The organism is Kamptonema sp. UHCC 0994, assembly GCF_029167235.1.
Classification (GTDB): domain Bacteria; phylum Cyanobacteriota; class Cyanobacteriia; order Cyanobacteriales; family Microcoleaceae; genus Kamptonema.
This window is the reverse complement of the sequence record NZ_JARFTR010000052.1, coordinates 1-18,671: the sequence shown is the minus strand read 5'-3', so window position 1 is coordinate 18,671 and position 18,671 is coordinate 1. Positions and strand designations below refer to the sequence as shown.

Genomic DNA, 18,671 nt, shown 5'->3' with positions numbered 1-18,671 from the left:
TCTATTCCATTATCTCATAATGACTCGTTTCATCCACGACCAATTTGCCAAAGATTACCTAGAGGAATTACTCTCACCACTAGGGGAAATACAATCACCTCGCCGCGTTGCTGGCGAAGTCCGCCAAATTGACGTTTACTTCGTCCCAAATCCCACACCAACAGCCGATAGAACCGCACTAGGATTATTAGGCAGACTTGCAACAACTACCGCTCTTTTTGAACCCTTCCGCAATCCGGCTACACCCCCAGAAATCTGCGATTGTCTGTTAAAATTGCTAGAAGTAAGGGGCGAATTGCAGAGAGAAGCCAACCGCAACTCACGCAACCTATCCGAGTCTGAATTGCCGAAATTGTGGATACTTACTCCCACAGCATCAGCACAATTATTATCAGGTTTTGGTGCTACCCTCAAAGCAGATTGGGACTCTGGCGTGTACTTCATGCCAGAATATTTGAGAACAGGCATTATCGCCATCCACCAATTGCCCAGAATTCCAGAAACTCTGTGGCTGAGAATTCTAGGTAGAGGTAATGCACAAAAACAGGCAATTGACGAACTAGAAGCATTACCAGCGGATAGCCCCCTCCGCATAAATGCGCTAGAATTGTTTTATCAATTGCAGGAAAACTTAGGCTTTAATCAAAGTTTAGCAATAGAAGATAGGGAGTTAGTTATGCGATTACGACCTCTTTTTCAAGAACGATTGGCAGAAGCAGAACAGCGCGGTGAACAGATTGCTGAACGTCGTGTTGTAGAAAATTTATTGCGCGTCAGGTTTGGCTCATTAGATGAGGAATTGTCAGCAATTATTGAGCCTTTATTAGCTTTGTCGCCAGAAGAATTTACCCCCTTGCTGGTGCAATTATCCCGCGAGGAACTGTTAGCTAGATTCCGAGAGCAAAATCTTTAGCTATCGTAAATACCCGGATGATCTGAGGCGGCATGAATAAAGCTTAACTTTAATAGGACTTACGCAGGTCGTCCCAGAAACCGGGTTTTTGAGAGCATCTGTGGGTAACAACGAAGTATTTTCGTAAAAAACCCGGTTTCTTTGCTTGGGTGCGTAATTCCTGTTTAATCTACACTACGATTTGTTTGGCGGTACGATCGCACTCCTAAACTGTCTGACTCCTAAAAAGTCTGAGCGCGATCGCCCTCTATTTCTGGCAAGGGTCAGCATTGCTCCAGCTATATCTTTAATATGTCTTAACAATTTTCTCAGATATTCCCTACTTCTATGGGGGATAGGTCTGTGTCGCGCTTTCATCTATGATCTACCCAGAGAGATCAATCGCATACCGCCGATCATGCCCAAAACTGTAGCCGACGTAATGACCCGCGACCCCATCTTGGCGCGACCTGAAATGCCTCTTTCCGAAGCCATTAAGATTTTAGCCGAACGGCGGATTAGTGGCCTGCCAGTGGTGGATGAAAATGAGAAATTAGTAGGCGTTATCTCCGAAACAGACTTGATGTGGCGGGAAGCAGGGGTAACGCCCCCAGCATATATCATGCTGCTCGATAGCGTGATTTACTTGGAAAATCCAGGCCGTTACGAGCGAGAACTCCACAAAGCTTTAGGGCAAACAGTTGGAGAAGTGATGAGTCGCGATCCCATTACTACTACACCCGATAAATCTCTCCCAGAAGCAGCGCGACTAATGCACGAGCGTAGCATCCATCGCTTGCCAGTGATCGATCCCACCGGCAAAGCGATCGGCATTCTAACGCGGGGAGATATTGTCCGAGCAATGGCCGCTGAGTATTAATTATCAACCAAGAGTTAACGGTTAACGGTTAACAGTTAACAGTTAACAGTTAACAGTTAACAGTTAACAATTACCAATTAACAATTACCAATTAGCAATTACCAATTTAATGAGTATTACCCCTGAGTCTGTCCAGCAATTGCTAAGTTCCCAGGATTTAGGCGATCGCTTACAAGCGGTAAATAAAATGCGCCAACTAGAACCGGCCACAGCTTTCGACCTGATCCAAGGTGCGATCGCCGATAAAAATGTCCGCGTCCGGTATGCAGCCGTCAGCCAAATGTCCACCCTCGGCGAACAGAATTTGCCTCAAGCCTTGGAAGTCCTGCGCGAAAGCCTCAAAGACTCCGAACCCGACGTACAAGCCGCCGCTGCTGATGCCTTGGGCGCTTTGAAGCTAACCGCAGCTTTTGAGGAATTGGAGCAACTTTACCACAGCACCTCCGAGTGGCTAGTCCAACTCAGCATCGTCGCCGCCTTGGGAGAAATGGGAGAACCGCGAGCTTTTGAACTGTTAGAAGTTGCTCTCCAATCCAGCAACGAACTGATCCAAACCATCGCCATTAGCGCATTAGGGGAATTAGGCGATCGTCGGGGAGTGGCCGCGATCGCCCCCTACGCCTCCAATCCTGACTGGCAGATGCGCTACAGAGTCGCCCAAGCTTTGGCGCGGTTAGGCGGCCCTGAAGCTGAAGCCACTCTCAAAACTCTAGCCAACGATGAAGTAGAGCAAGTTGCCCAAGAAGCCAAAGCTGCACAAAATACCCACTAATTTAAAGATTGCGAGGGAGGAACTATGGATGGATAATCCATCTCCCTTTCACTACGCGCTACGATCCAATTGTTGCTACCGCTGGCGAAAAGCAGCGCAAGGAGACCGAAAATGTTCCTCAACGAACTAACCCCAGTGTTAAAAGAACTAACCCAGCAGCCGATCGCTTTCTTAGGCGGATTTGTTTCTGGCCTACTGCGACTCAACCTTTATGACGACCCAGTAAAAAGCTGGCTCGACGAGCAAACCGGTTCGACTTCCTACACTCCCCCTACAACCGAAGAAAACAACGGTAAGAGTAGCGGGCCTCAGTCCATTAACATCGATTAACTATCACAATTCGGCGATTAAAATCGCGTTTACACAAGCAAAGTCTACAATTCGGCAGCCTCAGCGAACACCTACTCATACCAAATCCGGCTTTATACCATTTCTCTAAAAGTATGCTACAACTTTCATCGTTGGCTTTATTACATACAATCAACTAAAAGATTGTTACTGTTGCATGAATTTGGAGAAATGGTATTACTACCCCATTTATTGTCATTGCGAGCGAAGCGAAGCAATCGCAGAGACTAGGCGATTGCTTCGCTTCGCTCGCAATGACGGATTATTGCTAATAAAGGGGATGACTAACCCGGATTTGGTATCAGACTCTAGAATTTAAACCCGCGTAGGCGGGTTTTGTCTGTATAGACGCGGTTTCAACCGCCCAGTCAATAGAGATTGCAAAACTAGCTAATGAGGTGCAAGCGGAATTTCAATAATAAACTCACTACCCTCAGAAGGTGCTGAAATACAAGTCAAATTTCCACCATGAGATTTAACAACAATAGAGTGGGAAATAGACAGACCCAAACCAGTACCAGACCCCACAGGCTTCGTTGTAAAGAAAGGGTCAAAAATCTTGTGAGCCACGTCAGGAGTCATACCGGGGCCGTTATCAGCAATTCTAACGATCGCATTTCCACCTGTTAACTCTGTGCGAATTGTAATAGTGGGTTTTTTGTCAGCATCTTCGCTATTGCTTCTAACAGATTCCAAAGCATCAATCGCATTGGTAAGAATATTCATAAACACCTGATTTAACTGAGAAGCATAACAGGTAATTTGCGGCAGTGGAACATACTCTTTAATAATATCAATTCCTAATTTCCCCCCTTCTTTTCTCAGGCGTGGCTGCAAAAGCATAACCGTACTATCGATGCCAGAATGAATATCTACTGGCTTCATTTCTGCTTCATCAAGGCGCGAAAAATTCCGCAAACTCAGGACAATATCGCGGATACGTTCTGCCCCTACCTTCATCGAATCCAGAAGTTTTTCCAAATCTTCTACTAGAAATTCCAGTTCTATTTTATCTATTTCAGATTGAATTTCAGGTGCAGGTGTAGGATAGTGTTGCTGGTAAAGGTGAATGATATGTAGCAAGTCTTGGACGTATTCACTAGCTGGAGTTAAATTACCGTAGATAAAACTGACAGGGTTATTAATTTCATGAGCTACACCCGCCACCATTTGCCCCAAGCTAGACATCTTTTCAGTTTGAATAAGTTGGGCTTGAGTGACTTTTAGTTCAACTAAAGTTTGCTCTAAACTGCCATTTTTTTCGTTTAATTCCTGCGTGCGTTCTTGCACTTTTTGCTCCACTGAAGCGTAAAGCAAAGCATTTTCTAGGGAAATAGCAACTTGGGAAGAAAGCAGCCTTAAAACTTCCAATCTGTCAGGAGTAAATACCCCACTAGTTAAATTATTTTCTAAATACAGAATGCCTATGAGTTTGCCTTGATTGATAATCGGCGTACACAATAAAGACTTGAGTTGCTGTTTGACAATATACGGATCTGCGGCAAATCTTCCCTCAGCAGCAGCATTACTTAATACCACATCAGAACGAGTCCTTTCCACATAATTAATCACACTAATAGGTAAATCCTGAGATTCCTCAATTGGAGTTGATTGCTGCACAATAACATCTTCTGTAGGTGGTGTTGTTCCCGATTTTTTTGCTAAACCTCCCGTTACAGATGCTTGAGCAGAAATCAGCAATTTTCCTTCGCTTAGCAAGATGAGAAATCCAGATTGTGCTCCAGCATTTTCAATTGAAATTTTCATCAATGAAGCTAGCAATTTATCTAGGAAAATCTCACTGGAAATTGCTAAAGATGCTTTCATAACTGTAGCTAAGTCCAGCGCCCGTGCATCGCTACCAGTAGAGGTATGAACAGTAGAATTTAACGATTTTGTAAAAGTTTGATTTGCAGGTAATAGGTCTCGTAAATAAGCATATCTTTCCTCTAAATCCTCCACTTTCCGAGTAGCACCCCAGCGTTTATAGGCGGAGTAAGCTTCTCGCAAGTGGATGTTAGCATACTTCGGTTTATCTTTATTAAACCAGAAATTTGCTGCTAGTTCATTGGCTAAAGCCTCATGTTGAATAAACTCATTTTTCTTGGCTGAAGATATGGCGCAATCGTACAAATCAATTGCCTCTGATTCTTGACCAGAAATGCGGGCAATTTCTGCTGCAACTAAAAGATATTTGTGCAGGAAATTATCTGGACTATTTTCAGCCCAAGTTTTCATCTGCTTTTGATTAGATTCTAACTTCGCCCAATATTCCTTTTGCTCATCTTCTGAAACTTCTGAGTAAAGAGCGGCGAATATTAACGACGCATAAAAATTATATTCTGTAACTGGAAAAACCCCTGTAATAAAATGTAGTTCTTTTTCCGCAGAAGCAGCCCATTTGAGTGCTTCAGTTAGATTACCGTAGAAATAAAAAACCTGAGCTTTAAAAATATGATAGAAGCACAACGTGAAAAAGTTTTGATGTTCCTGACAGCTTTCGACATACTCTAATTCGCTGATTTCTTCGCTGCTAAAATCGTTTTTTTCTGAAGTCAGCTTACTCAAGTTACTCAGAATTAATTGCAATCCCTTCAATGTATCAGTAACCATCTGATTTTTAGTCTTCTGGGAAAATTGCAAATAGCTAGGCACTTCTCTAAGCAGTGTGCCAATATTTTTACCTTGAAAAAATGAGTAAATTGCTTTGTAATTGAGAATGTAACCTGCGTACTGTAAATCTCCAGAGTTCAAAGCGGCTTTATACCCTTCATTATTAATAGGGATAGTCTCTTTTATATGTTGAAACCAGTAACTTAAAGCATTAGCAAATACAGTAGAAACTTTACCTTTAAGTTCCAAAGTTCCAAATTTATCAGTCAGTTTCAGCGCCATTAAACCAAACTCGTAGGCTGATTTATACTCTCCAAATACTGCATTGAGGAGAATGCCATAATTAGCATAAGAGAAAGATGATTCAGGAGCATGACCGTATTTGAGAGAAAGATTAACTGACTTGAGGATACTAAAAGTCCACAAAGCAGGATTAATAAAGTAAGCCGATGGTAACAAATTATTGAATAATTTTAAGGCGACTTTTTTCTCCGGTAGCGTCATTTCAGGTTCATCTATTAACACCGCGACTTCTTTATTACCTTGACTGGCTTTTGCTTCTGCAAATTCGGCTCCAATTGCCGCATCTAAACCATCTTCGGGCAAGTCAATTCCTAATAAGGTAATAGCATTTTTCCCGGCTCTGACTGCTTCTTCATTTTTCCCACGCAAAGCATACTGTACGAGAAGAAGATTATAAATTTCTGCCTTTTCTAAATCCGATCTTGTCTTCTTCAGAGTTAGGTTGATAAATTCTTCTGATTGCTCAAAATTGCCGTTTAAATACTCAACTTCAGCCCGTTCTTTATGCAAAGCCACAGCTAAGTCATAGTCTACATTCCAAATATCTTCAGTTAAGCCGTCCATGCTGGCAGTCAAATATTCCCTAGCAGCAAAGTAAGCAGTTGCCTCTTTCGCTTTTCGCGCTGCTTCTAAGTTTAATATTGCTAATTCCATCTGTTCTTCCTCATCTAGAATTAGTGACCTACCAACATTAAGATGATCGACCAATTCAAAAATTCTTTCTGCTCGATATTCCTTCGGAGTATTTGCTAGGATTTGGCGACCAATTCTGAGGTGAACTGCTTTTTTTTGCGAGTCCTCAATCAGGGTATAAGCCGCCTGTTGCACGCGGTCGTGCAAAAATTTATAATTAAGAATTAGTAAGGGGTAATTAGTCAATTCTACGGACTTAGCCTCTAACTCGGAAGTTGGGAGAATTAATCCTTCTTGAATAGCTGGTAAAAGAGCTTGAAAAGTTTCCGAGGCTTCTTTTTCGTGGATAAGACAGAGGGTGTTTAAATCAAATTGATTGCCCAAGCAAGCCACAAGGCGTAAAATTTGCTGCGTTGATTCTGGCAGCTTCTTCAATTTTTGGATCATCAATTCCACCACATTATCAGTGATGGCGCACTGCTCAATCTGAGAAATGTTCCACTGCCACTCGCCTTTACTGTCAGACTGTGGGGGAGAAAAAGTTAAGAGGTTTTCTTGATAGAGAGTTTTCAAGAATTGATTGACAAAGAATGGGTTGCCATCAGTTTTACTAATTACCAATTCTGCTATGGGTTTTACTGATTCTTTATCGCTGTGTAAAGTCTCGGCAATCAAGTTAATAACGTGATCAACCTCTAAAGGTGCTAAAACAATTTGATTGATAATTGCTTCCTGGTTTCGCAGATTGTCCAGGGTCATTATTAAAGGATGTGTGGGACTGACTTCGTTATCGCGATAAGCACCAATTACAAATAGATATTTTGTCTCTTCATCTGAGAGAATTAATTCTATTAGCTTGAGGGTAGCAGAGTCAGCCCACTGCAAATCATCTAGAAAAATTACTAGAGGATGTTCCTGCTGACAAAATACCCGGATGAAGTTTTGAAAGACTAGGTTAAAGCGATTTTGCGATTCAGTTGGCCCTAATTCAGCTACGGGAGATTGTTGGCCAACAATCAATTCTATTTCGGGGATGACATCGATAATAATTTGTCCGTTTGGGCCGAAGGCATTGCGGATTTTTTCGCGCCATACTGTTAGCTGCGTTTCACTTTCTGTCAGCAATTGTCGTACTAATTCTGAGAAAGCATTGACTACGGCTGAGTAGGGAGTAGTTCGCTTGTACTGGTCAAATTTTCCCCAGATGAAATAACCATTTCTGTTAGTAATTGGTTTTTCTAGAAGCTTAACTAAGGCTGATTTGCCAATGCCAGAATAGCCAGCAATTAGCATCATTTCGCCTCCTCCGATTCCAGGTAGAGGGGTGTTGACGCGCTCAAAGGCTGCTAGCAACATTTCTATTTCTTTTTCTCTGCCATAGAGCTTTTTGGGAATTTGAAATTTGTCGGAAATGTCTTGGCTACCGAGAGGAAATTCCGCAATATATCCAGATGTTTGTAATTGAAAAAGACAGGATTCTAAATCAGCTTTAATTCCCCACGCACTTTGATACCTTTCCTCAGCAGTTTTGGCGAGTAATTTCATTACAATATTGGCAATAGCTTGCGGAATTTCCGGTTTAATTTCGCAGGGCGATAATGGCTGTTTGGCGATGTGACAGTGAACTAATTCCATCGCATCAGTAGTGTCAAAAGGCAGTTTGCCTGTTAGCAATTCGTAAAATGTTGCGCCGAGGGAATAAAAGTCAGTGCGATAATCTATTGTTCGATTCATTCTGCCCGTTTGTTCGGGCGACATATAAGCTAAAGTACCTTCTAAGGTATTAGGATTCTTAATCTGGGTATTTTCGCGGGTCAATGCTGTGGCAATGCTAAAGTCTATGATTTTGAGCTGTCCAGTGGTGGGATTAAGGACAATATTGGAGGGATTAATATCTTTATGAATAACATTTTTTGCATGAATTTCTCCCAAACTTTCGGCAATTTTGATAGCAATACTTAGGAATCCAAAAAATGTAAGTTTTTGGGAAGCCATGAAGATCCTTAAGGATTCACCGCCAAAGTCTTCTAATATCATTACTAGACTGTTCCTAAAAGGTTGCAAGCCGTAGGCTTTGACAACGCTATCTAGGTTTAGATTCTGAATAATTTCATATTCAAGTCTATATCTCGCAAGTTCTTCTGGTGCGGGATATTCTTCTTTTATAAGTTTGAGAATAACTGGTTGATTATCCTGTTCGATGCGGCCTCGATAGACTAGGGATTTACTACTTTCGTAGATTAAAGCTATAACTGCAACGCCGGGAATCGCGATCATAGTGGGGTTCTCCCTGATTGAGTTTGATTTCTCGTTGCTATTGCTCATTATTACTCAAGGTTATATAGATGAGCTGGGTTCCGGGCGCTCCGCCCTATCTTGCGTTTTTAATCGGTTTCAATGCAGGTTGATTGCTAAGGACGCTATATTTTCCCAGAACAATGCCCGTTGCATCTGTTGCGATCGCAGACAATACTCATAATATCATTTTGTCGAGATGGCTGCAAAGTTTTTGGGAAAAAATACTACTTGCAGGATGGCTTTTTGCCATACTTGCTTCTGTTTCTGCTTCCTGAATCATTATATTAATTTGTTCGTCTAGAGCCTCTTCAATTTGTTTGTCTTGTTTCTGAAGCTGTTCTGGAGGAATGTAAGATTGTACTGCTTCTAAAATACGACCATACAGCATACTTAGTAACTGATGTCTAACATCAGCACGAAAAGATTTGAGTTTAAGCAAACGAGTCACTTGATACTGAGCTTGCAATCCCACAGCAGCAGCAATTTCTCCCATAGTTCTTCCTTGACAATGAAATAGCTGGAGGGCAGTTAGAAATTGTTGAATTTTCTGAGGATTTTGACGCTGAAATTGCTTAATCCATGAGTTTGTCACCTGGGCGATCGCATCCTCTAAGCAAAGTAAAAGTTGTTGGCGATATAATGTTAAAAACTCTGCTTGTTCATCTTGAGCATCCAGGTTATTTAAGGTTTGTGTGTCCTGAAAATTGTTGACTGCATAGCTATTTTTTGAACTATCTAAAGATTCAGATTTTGGCGAACCTCCTCGCACTAAAATTCGATAATTTCGCAATCTAGATGCTAGCTGCTGTAGCCGGATTGTCACCATTTTAGACGACATTTTTGGGCTAGTTTTAGTTTCTATAAATTGCGCGATTTGTTGCAATTGCTCAGGTGTTGGTGGCTGGCACTGCCTTCTCCCTCCTCCTTGGCGTTGCTGAAGTCTTGCCGCGCGGTAGACAGCATGATAACTTTCTAAAAGTTGGCAAGATTGTTCGATTTCAAAGGATGTTAGCTGGTAAAAATCCGACAAAATTCGCTCTAGCTGTTTGGAACGAGTGTCATTAAGTATTGCCCAATCGCTAACCATATAAACACCGCGTTCTAGCAAGAAAGAATTTAATTCAGAATGATGTTTAACCCTTCTATAAGTCCAGGTACTTAAACTGCTTTGTTCTGGATCGAAGCTTTCCAGAATAATCTTAGCAATTGATTTGTAAGAACTTGAGGTAGAATCTTCACTAGAAAACTTGTTAAATCGGCCATCTTCAGAGAGAACAAAGGGCAATAAATCATGGTAAGTGAAGCCGTGAGCCGCCCCAAATTGAGTTTCAAGATGTCGGCAAGCTTGCTCAATGTGATGGGAAATAAAGCATAGCAAACAGCGTTCTGCAAATACAGATTTTTCTAATTGATTGGAAGGAGGAAATTTCATCCAGTCCCGCAATTGCCGCTGAATTTCATTATCAGATACATCGCCTTGTGCAGTACCTTTAAGAAATTCTGAAGCAAAAAAATCCTTTGCCTCGGCAATTACCTCGATTTTGCACCCTCCGGCAATATCAATTTTTACAAGTGTCCAGTATTTTGAAGCAGCACCCATAGCAATTACCATTACCAGATGTATAGTAGAAGGCAGATTAAAACCACTATATCTATTAGTGTGAATAGTTCACATTCTGATTGTAGCTAAAGGCTTACAAAACTGCTGTGGGATTTTTTGAATAAATTTGGTAAGAGCTTCTGAAGGATTTTTTACTTCATAAGCAGACTGCAAAACATCTGGCCACATCTGGCGCTCGGCAAAATAATTAGCTTTGGCATAAGCAATCTTTTCTGGCGTAGCCCCCTCTTGCTGTAATTGCTTTTCTAATTTGTTTAAATCTGCGGTAATGCGATCGCGTTCCTCGGCTGGTATTACCTGGAATGAAACTTGGAAACTGTCAATATCATCATTACTTTTAAGCAGCACCCAATCGTAACTTTCTCCTGGTTGCAGAGGTGGGCCACTATACATTACGCTGTTATTGTTAGCCGTGAGTTTCTGACTCCACAATACTTGCCCGGTACGCCGTCTGCGAATCTGTATTTTTGATACATTTCCTTGCCAAATAAATAAAGGGCGATCGCTCCAAATTCTTATTTCTTCCCCTGACAAAGATTCCGGGGAAATTGTACAGAGTTCAACAGCGCCGCGAGATCCTCCTGTTTCTTCCTTTCTCGGAGGTTCTTTCTCATATAACTTATCCCAAGGTAGCTTTTCTCCTTGTGTTTCTGCCATCGCATTTTGCATGGATAACTGCGGTAACAGTTGGCAAAACAATAATGGAAAAAATAGCAGACAAATGGTCAATGCCTTGTAAAATTTCATTTTGAATCCTTCAGCAAACTATACCCTGAAAAACGTAAATCTTTGACGAATTTTTTCTGATTTAATTTTACCAGTATTGGTAGCGCGTAGATAGCCAGTGTCACAGCAGGTAAAAACCAAGGAAAAAGTAGAGCGAAAGTAATATAAAACTGTAAGCTGATTAGTCCGTAGGTAGCCGTTACTATTAATAGTAACCAAACTGCTTGCTGACGACGCGCTAGGACAATCGCAGCTCCTTTTCCTAATAAGATCGCTAGCGCCATTATCCATAGATCGGGAATAGGAACCACCAATCTTTTATTTAAGAAGTGATGTATCATATAAGCGTGAGCTTCCCCACCAGTAAAATAGCGACGCTGGTTGTGGCGGCGCTGATTAAACCAGTAGCTAACTGCTGCTGGAATCTTAAAATTATCCTCTCCATCTCTAATTACTCCCGCTTCGCTATATCCTCCAGGTGCAATCAGCACAACTTGCTGCTTTAAATGCTGCAAGTTAGGGAAATTAACTTTACTTTCTAGAAGTTTCCAAGCGGGGATATGCTGATAGATATATTCTGGTGGAATTGAAAAATCAATGATTGGCTGTAACCACATTTGCCCCCAATCATAAGATAAACTGGTAATCGGTTGCAGTTGCGATGAAGGCGAGAATAATGTTTTGTAATTAAGTCCTTTTTCCCGATTAAGATATGCGATTGCTTCCGAGAAAAGTTCTGTCTTGCTGTCCAATTTTGGACTAGGCAATTGAGACAAATCTTGGCTTCCTGTTGCCGATTTTTGATTTACTGCCAGAGGTGGCTGTGAACGAGATTCTATGTTCAAATGATAAGCTAAAGCCAGCATATAAGCTAAGGGCATTTTTGCGGAACTGGAATTTTCTTCTGGCACTAATCTCATGTACCAGTGTACCATATTAATATGACCTTGAAAACTCCAATTAGGGCTAGCAATTTCTGGCAGCACTTTTAGCCATCCTTCGGTATCGTCGCGGACAGATGCGAATACAAACCAAGTGGGATCGGGTTGTTTTTGAACGGCGGTTTGTATGGATTTAGAAAGTATGCGATCGCTCCCCTCATGGGGACGATCTAATAAATAATCAATCCCGACAACTCTAGCACTACTTGCCGAAAGCTTATCAATTAAACTAGCAAGATATTTGCGATTCATTGGCTTAGGATTAGAGATTTTTGCCTCTCGTATTGACTTATCATCAATTGCGACTAACAGCACCTTCGGCATCGCCACCGTCGGCAATTGACCGGTGAGATCGCGATAAATTGCTTGTGCTAAAACACGCTTTTCTAGTAGCCAATCTTGTACTGAAAGTGATAAGCTGACGAATGTTAAAGCCAAAAGCGCGATCGCTTCTATACGAGTTGGTAAAAGCGGCTTAATAAACTCTCTAAAACCGTAAGGTTTAATCTGAAAGAAAACTGCTCCCGGATGACAAAATAGGGAAGGAACTAAGCAAGCAGACGGATAAGTTAAGCTCTTTTCCAGTCGGAGATATTGACAAGCAGCTATCAAAGAATCTTGTACGTCTTTGTGTTGGGCAAGTCCTTGGAGAAACCGAGCTAAAAATACCTGTGCCACCTGATTATGAATGGGTTCTCGCATCACCGCTACTTGACTTAATCCTAAATCAATTAACGAATTAGCAATGCTCAAACCGCAACAAGAATTGAATAGGGCAAACTTTAATCCGCGATCTTTTGCTAAGAGAAGTTGGGCTTTAATTTCGCTAATTGATATGCAGGCATCGGGCGCGATCGCTAATTCTCCCCCCGTCATTACCGTTTCGTTGCTATGTCCCGCAAAAAATAGTATATCCCAACCCCTTTCATCGGCTAAAGCTTGACAAATATTTGCTTTGAGTTCCACAATATCTAATCCTGGTTGCCAACCTACAAATTTAATCTCAGCGATACGATAAAGGGAGCGAACTGCAACCCGATCGCCTTGAAAATTTAATCCCGTATCGTCTCCTAAAATTGCTAAAATTCTTACCTTTTTTCCGCGTTTATGCTGCTGATTGATATTGGTTTCACTGCGAACATTTACGGGAGTACGCACAATACGAATTTCCCCCAATGTCGGAAAATCAGCCCCTATTTCCCAAGATTCCCAAGGCAAACGCTCGATCTCAATTGGATGGCAAGTGAGAAATACATTAACATTTAGATGTTGGCTGCCAACAATTCCTGACTCACTAACTCCTGGCAATCTACTATTAGCAATTTCTGCGCGAATTTCAAATAACTCTGCACTTCGCAGCCAGTGATGAAATTCTGACAGCAATCTAGCTTCAGCTTGAATCAGTCTAGCGTGCCAATCTATAGGGGGTGGCGCAATGCTACCGCTAGCTTCTACACGCCCTCTCAAAGCTAATTTGTAAAAGCTTAAATAAATTCGCTGCCACTCTTGATATAAAGTCGCGATTGATTCTGGATAATTTAACGTTGCAGACAGTTGTTGTCCTGTACCCCAAGACAATTCAAACAGGCAATTTTGAGAAAACCGCTGAATTTTCAACCTAAAAATTGTCATCGATCTCACTTTTTAATGAGGACGGAAAGCAAAGGGAGGTAATGTTAATATTGCTCCATTGCTGAGGGTAAGAGTGACAGTAAATTGTTCGTCCCAGGTTCCCGCTACTAGACTGTAAAGATAGGGTTCAGTAGTGTACTGGTCGATCGCTTGTTCAACCAGTACGCTCATATTGTCGCTAACTTGCATTTTCGTACCTTCCGGGAGGGGAGTACCAGAGGGGGAACCTCCTAATATTAACAGCAATTTCCACTCTGGGATATTTTCTGTTGACAGCATCGGCCAACTGAGGGCATAAAGCCGCAGAGGAATTGATGCTAGATTCAAGGTTTTGCACGCTCCTCTTGCGGCTGGCGAAATTGCTGTACCCCGGCGCTCTAATTGGGTGACAATAGCTTCTAGTTCTTCTATAGGGGATCGCATTGCTGTTGCTCCAGCCAAACCCAACTTTTCTGAATTGAAAGCGGGAAGCAATACCCAAGACAATTCTCGCGCTAAATCATCTATTTCGTCTTGTAACCACAGCCAGACATTTAATATTCCCTGAGTTAATTTAGACTCTTGATTGGGGCGTATTGACTCTTGATATAGCCAAGTTAAAAGCGGCGGACTGACCATTATTTCTGTGATTTTTTCCCAAGTTAATAGCTCCCATATTTCTCGATTACCCGATTGTAATTGTGGCAATACTGGAGACAATTGAGCCTGCATTATTAATAGGGGATTGATGGGGCGAACTGGAGTAGCTGGTAGGGCGATCGCGTCTGGCTGTAAATAGCGTAAATATAGTAGTAAATCATCAGAGTTACTATTAAACCAAGCCCAAGGTAGGCGATATGTCCAGTCATTTTCTGCTAACAAATTAACCGAACTAAATTGCTCAATTAATTGATCGTAACGAATAAAACCAATAATCCTAGCTTCTTCAAGTTCTTCGGCTATTTCTACAACAACATAAAAATGAGCGGTAAATTCTGGCAAATCAATTGCAGCTCTAGGGATAGATATTTTTTCATCTGTGAAACTGCCAATTGCCAGTAAGCAGATTTTAAAATCACCTAATTTTAGATTGCAAGCAGCTTCAATTATATTAGCATATTCTGGGTGTAAAATCGAGCATTTTTCCTGATTGATATAAAATTCTGGCGCACGTTCCTCCGCCCACTGGCGGAAAGCAAACAGCGCTAAAACAGTCAAATAAGTCTGCCATTGCCGTTCTGGATTTTTGATTTGGCGGCTGATTTGAATTGCCTTGTTAATCGAGACAGGAGCGATTGCTATCGCTTCTATTGATAAGCTTTCAAAGTCAAGCTCAGAATTAGTTAAGTAATTGGTCATGGGTTAATATCTCCTCAGAATTCAGCGTTGAAATAAAAGCTGTTCTGACCGATGAAGGTTTGCGCTGTCGATCTATATATCTGAGAGTCCAGAGGGTATGCAAGGGTATAGGTATGTTGCTGTACTGTCTTCGCTAAAGCACAACAATATACCTATAAGTAAATTATTTAACAATCGTTTTATCCCACCTTACTGAGCACTCCTTGATTGGGCAATTCTACCGTAAAACTTGTTTGAACATTCGCAGATTCTACGTGAATTGTGCCTCCTAAATGTTCTGCCAGTCTTTTAACCAATGCTAACCCTAAACCGGTTCCTCCTTGCTTCCAAGGATCGGCACTTTTAATTCTGTAAAATTTGTCAAAAATCCGGGAAAATTCCTCAGTCGGAATCTCTGTCCCAAAGTTGGTTATTTTTAGTTTAACTTTGCCTGGTTGAGCGCGAATACTAACAATAATTTGCTGACCAGGAGGCGTATACTTGCAAGCATTATTTAACAACTCGCTGACCAGACGATCCAGGCTAGAAATATCAGAAACTAAGGGAGGAATTTGTGTTTGCGGAATGTCAATAATTATGGTAAGTTGCCGAGCTTCCGCTCGTTCTTTAAAACCTGCCACCAGTTGCGGTAGCCAATGCTGAATCTGAACAGTTTCTAACACTAAAGACTGTCTTCCTGCTTCTAGCCGTTGCAAATCTAATAAATCATTAATTAAAGTGATTTCTCGGTCGCATTCCCGCTGCAAAACTTCCAAATATTGAGTTGCTTTTTGGCGTGTCTGAGGTGATAGTTGATCCTGCTTCATGCAGATTTCCAACATCCGAATTGCCATTTTCATATTAGCTACAGGAGCTCGCAATTCGTGGGAAACTGTACTCAAAAAGTCATCTTTAAGCCAGTTTAATTTTTCCAGAGATTTTACTTGTGCTTGCGCGGCTTCATAGAGTCTGGCTTGACGGATAGCGATCGCACACTGAGTTGCCACCTGCTGTACCATTCGTAGTTCTAATTCCCGGAAAGCGTAGTCTCTGTCATTAATTAACCACAAATCGCCGATGACTCCCCGATCGTCAAAAATCGGGCAGGCTAGCATTGCAACTTTGCCCCGTACAGGATTAGGATTAGTGTTACAAAACTGTAAATATTGAGCTTGGAAAAGCACCTGGTAAATTTCTGGGTAATCTGCCATCAAAGCCACGCGACCTCGATCGGAAAACATAGAATTAGTCCATTCATAACAGATTGTTGAAGTGTCAGCATCTAGGTCGTATAATGAGGCATTACAGCAGCGCACACCTAGTCCTATTCCTAGTTCTTGAACGGCGGTTTGTAAAATATGATTTTCATCAAGAGAATCCCGCACTTTATCAGTGATTCGCTTGAGCATTGCTTCAAAGTCGAGGGCCTGTTGTAGTTGAGCTGTGCGCTCTTTTACCTGGCGTTCTAAACCTCTGTGAAGGCGTTGGGCGATCGCGCTCACTAAGCGCTCTCTTTCTGTCTGCTGGTAGAGAGCTATTTCTGCGGCTTTGCGTTTAGTAATGTCCATTGTTGTGCCGACCATTCTTAATGGTTGGCCATTTTTATCGCTATGTAACTGAGTTTTTAAAACCATCCAATGAATGCTGCCATTAGTCCAAATAACGCGAAAGTCAAACTCGCAAGTCTTCTTTTCTTGAACAGCTAAATTTATAGTTTGGCGGGCAAATTCCCGGTCTTCTTGGTAAACGTATTCGAGAAAGGCTTCGCAGCTTCCTTGAAAAGTACCTAAAGATAAACCTAATAGCTGTTCAGTGTTATGATACCAAATCAGTTGATTAGTTAGAATATTCCAATCCCAGATTCCAGTGTTGGCAGCTTCCAAGGCTAACCTTAATCGTTCTTCGTTCTGCTGTAGCGATGAATTAGCTAATTTTATGCTGGTTATGTCAAAGGCGATAGCTAAATATTGAAACGGTTTTCCCTGTTTATCAAAAAAAGGTACAATTCTAACGTCAAGCCAGAAATAGCTTCTATCTTTCGCTCTGTTATTAATCTCTCCTTGCCACACTTTACCTCTGGAAATGGTTGACCAAATACTGTTAAAGAATGCTTCAGAATGATTGCCAGAGTTCAGCAGGCGTGGATCTTTACCAATCAGTTCTTGCCTAGAATATTGTGAAATTTGACAAAATTTGTCGTTGACATCATTAATAAGTCCTTTAGCATCTAGTGTTACCCAGATAGCAGTTTGATCTAAAGCAGATTTAAGGTCGGACAATTCTGTAACTGAGGGTGGAATTTCTAAGTTAGTCTGTTGGTAGGAGGGACACTCGCCTTTACTACCATCAGAGCTTAAAAAAATCTTACTTAGCAAACTTTTTCCAAGATTATTTAAGAATGCCTTGATATTAAAATAGCTACTATCAAAAGGCTGTTCTACAATCGTAGTAATCAAGCTCATCATTATAACCCCGATCGGTAACGATTTTCATATTATTGCAATCTATCTTAAACATTTTTTGTATTTTTGATCTCATTCTTGAGTAATAAGAATCCCCAGTAATCTCAAGGAGCAATAATCACAAACAAAACGATCATGTAAGCAACTTGCACCAGATATTAAGTTTTGTAACTCATCAATAATAGTGAAAATAGCGAAAGTGCTTATAAATAAAGAGTTCCAACCATTTTTTTTATAAAGTCTACCGGGTATTACTCACCCGGTTGCCTAAAACACCTAGTATTTGCCTGCGGCGCTGGCTAAAACTGTAAAGGCGGCCGGCACCGGAGACGTATTAGTTGCGATGCCGGCCGCCCTACCTCAAAAAAACAATCAAAAATCTAAATTAAAAATGGAAATTGTATTTTCTATAATTATTCCAACCTACAACCGTCACAATGAATTATCTAATTGTCTTAAAGCATTAATTAAAATTGAATATCCACAAAATTATTTTGAAGTAATAATAATAGACGACGGCAGCAAAATACCAGTAAATATAACTAAATTTAAAAAATGGCTAAATATATCACTAATAAGACAAAAAAATTCAGGACCAGCGAAAGCAAGAAATACAGGAGCAGAAATCGCAAAAGGAAAATTTTTAGTATTTACTGATGATGATTGTATAGCAGACACTAATTTACTGAAAAATTTAGAAATTAGGATCAAAGAAAAACCAAATTGTTTAATAGGTGGCAAAACCATAAATGCTTTACCAAACAATATTTATTCTACAGCTAGTCAAGAATTAATTAACTATCTTTATAGTTATTATAATAATCCTGAAAAACCAAACTTTTTCACTTCAAATAACTTTACATTACCAAAAAGTTACGGTTCTTCCGTACTTAGTATGCTAAAATATTAAAAACATCGAGTATTCAAGTTAAACCATGAAAAGATTAATGACACAACTACTAAATTTGCCCGGTGTAATAGTAGAGAATAGTTTGGAGACAGAATCGACGATTATTTTATCGGTTAGAGTCAGAAAGAAAACAGCAATTTGTCCACGATGTCGTCAAAATAGTCATCGTCTTCATCAAAACAAAAGACATTTAGTTATTGCGCCGATTGGGAATAGATGAAATTAGTTTAGTTAAAGGACAAGGAAAATTTATCGTGGTATTAGTAGATTTAGAAACACATAAACTTTTAGGGTTGGTGTCAGAAAGAAAACAATCATCAATC

General features: G+C 40.9%; 12 protein-coding genes. 5 read left to right on the top strand and 7 right to left on the bottom strand.

Annotation, left to right across the window (positions count from 1 at the left end; translation table 11 throughout):
* Nucleotides 1-19: 19 nt before the first annotated feature.
* A complete protein-coding gene (locus tag PY364_RS05460) occupies nt 20-913 on the top strand; it encodes a hypothetical protein (protein ID WP_275521172.1) in 894 nt (297 codons plus the stop codon).
* Nucleotides 914-1,087: 174 nt separating this feature from the next.
* Here the strand turns inward: PY364_RS05460 and PY364_RS05455 are convergent, their stop codons facing one another.
* The gene (locus PY364_RS05455; RefSeq protein ID WP_275521170.1) at nt 1,088-1,270 is read right to left on the bottom strand and encodes a hypothetical protein; all 183 of its coding nucleotides are present in this window, start codon (nt 1,268-1,270) and stop codon (nt 1,088-1,090) included.
* A gap of 40 nt (nt 1,271-1,310) precedes the next feature.
* Here PY364_RS05455 and PY364_RS05450 point away from each other — a divergent pair, with 40 nt between their 5' ends.
* The 3 genes from PY364_RS05450 to PY364_RS05440 all read left to right on the top strand — a co-directional run bounded on the left by PY364_RS05450 (nt 1,311) and on the right by PY364_RS05440 (nt 2,874).
* Complete coding sequence (locus PY364_RS05450; RefSeq protein WP_275521168.1) at nt 1,311-1,772, top strand: CBS domain-containing protein; 462 nt, start codon at nt 1,311-1,313, stop codon at nt 1,770-1,772.
* 109 nt (nt 1,773-1,881) lie between these two features.
* Complete coding sequence (locus tag PY364_RS05445) at nt 1,882-2,544, top strand: phycobilisome degradation protein NblB (RefSeq protein ID WP_275521166.1); 663 nt, start codon at nt 1,882-1,884, stop codon at nt 2,542-2,544.
* A gap of 111 nt (nt 2,545-2,655) precedes the next feature.
* Nucleotides 2,656-2,874 (top strand): hypothetical protein, encoded by a 219-nt coding sequence (locus PY364_RS05440; RefSeq protein ID WP_275521164.1) that lies wholly within the window; start codon nt 2,656-2,658, stop codon nt 2,872-2,874.
* Nucleotides 2,875-3,282: 408 nt separating this feature from the next.
* Here the strand turns inward: PY364_RS05440 and PY364_RS05435 are convergent, their stop codons facing one another.
* The 6 genes from PY364_RS05435 to PY364_RS05410 all read right to left on the bottom strand — a co-directional run bounded on the left by PY364_RS05435 (nt 3,283) and on the right by PY364_RS05410 (nt 17,441).
* Nucleotides 3,283-8,718 (bottom strand): ATP-binding sensor histidine kinase, encoded by a 5,436-nt coding sequence (locus tag PY364_RS05435; protein ID WP_275521195.1) that lies wholly within the window; start codon nt 8,716-8,718, stop codon nt 3,283-3,285.
* 196 nt (nt 8,719-8,914) lie between these two features.
* Nucleotides 8,915-10,351: a hypothetical protein gene (locus PY364_RS05430; protein ID WP_275521162.1), complete on the bottom strand. Its 1,437-nt coding sequence runs from the start codon at nt 10,349-10,351 to the stop codon at nt 8,915-8,917.
* Nucleotides 10,352-10,408: 57 nt separating this feature from the next.
* Nucleotides 10,409-11,107 carry a hypothetical protein gene (locus tag PY364_RS05425; RefSeq protein ID WP_275521160.1) on the bottom strand — a complete coding sequence of 233 codons (699 nt, stop codon included), beginning with the start codon at nt 11,105-11,107 and terminating at the stop codon, nt 10,409-10,411.
* Nucleotides 11,104-13,659 carry a CHASE2 domain-containing protein gene (locus tag PY364_RS05420; protein ID WP_275521158.1) on the bottom strand — a complete coding sequence of 852 codons (2,556 nt, stop codon included), beginning with the start codon at nt 13,657-13,659 and terminating at the stop codon, nt 11,104-11,106. The genes PY364_RS05425 and PY364_RS05420 overlap by 4 nt, the downstream gene beginning before the upstream one ends.
* Nucleotides 13,660-13,671: 12 nt before the next feature.
* Nucleotides 13,672-14,997 (bottom strand): DUF1822 family protein, encoded by a 1,326-nt coding sequence (locus tag PY364_RS05415; RefSeq protein ID WP_275521156.1) that lies wholly within the window; start codon nt 14,995-14,997, stop codon nt 13,672-13,674.
* A 179-nt stretch (nt 14,998-15,176) separates the two neighbouring features.
* Entirely contained in the window at nt 15,177-17,441 is a 2,265-nt protein-coding gene (locus PY364_RS05410; RefSeq protein ID WP_275521154.1) for a PAS domain-containing protein, read from the bottom strand.
* 280 nt (nt 17,442-17,721) lie between these two features.
* Here PY364_RS05410 and PY364_RS05405 point away from each other — a divergent pair, with 280 nt between their 5' ends.
* Nucleotides 17,722-18,348, top strand: a complete 627-nt coding sequence (locus tag PY364_RS05405) for a glycosyltransferase family A protein (protein ID WP_275521152.1) — start codon at nt 17,722-17,724, stop codon at nt 18,346-18,348.
* Nucleotides 18,349-18,671: the final 323 nt, after the last annotated feature.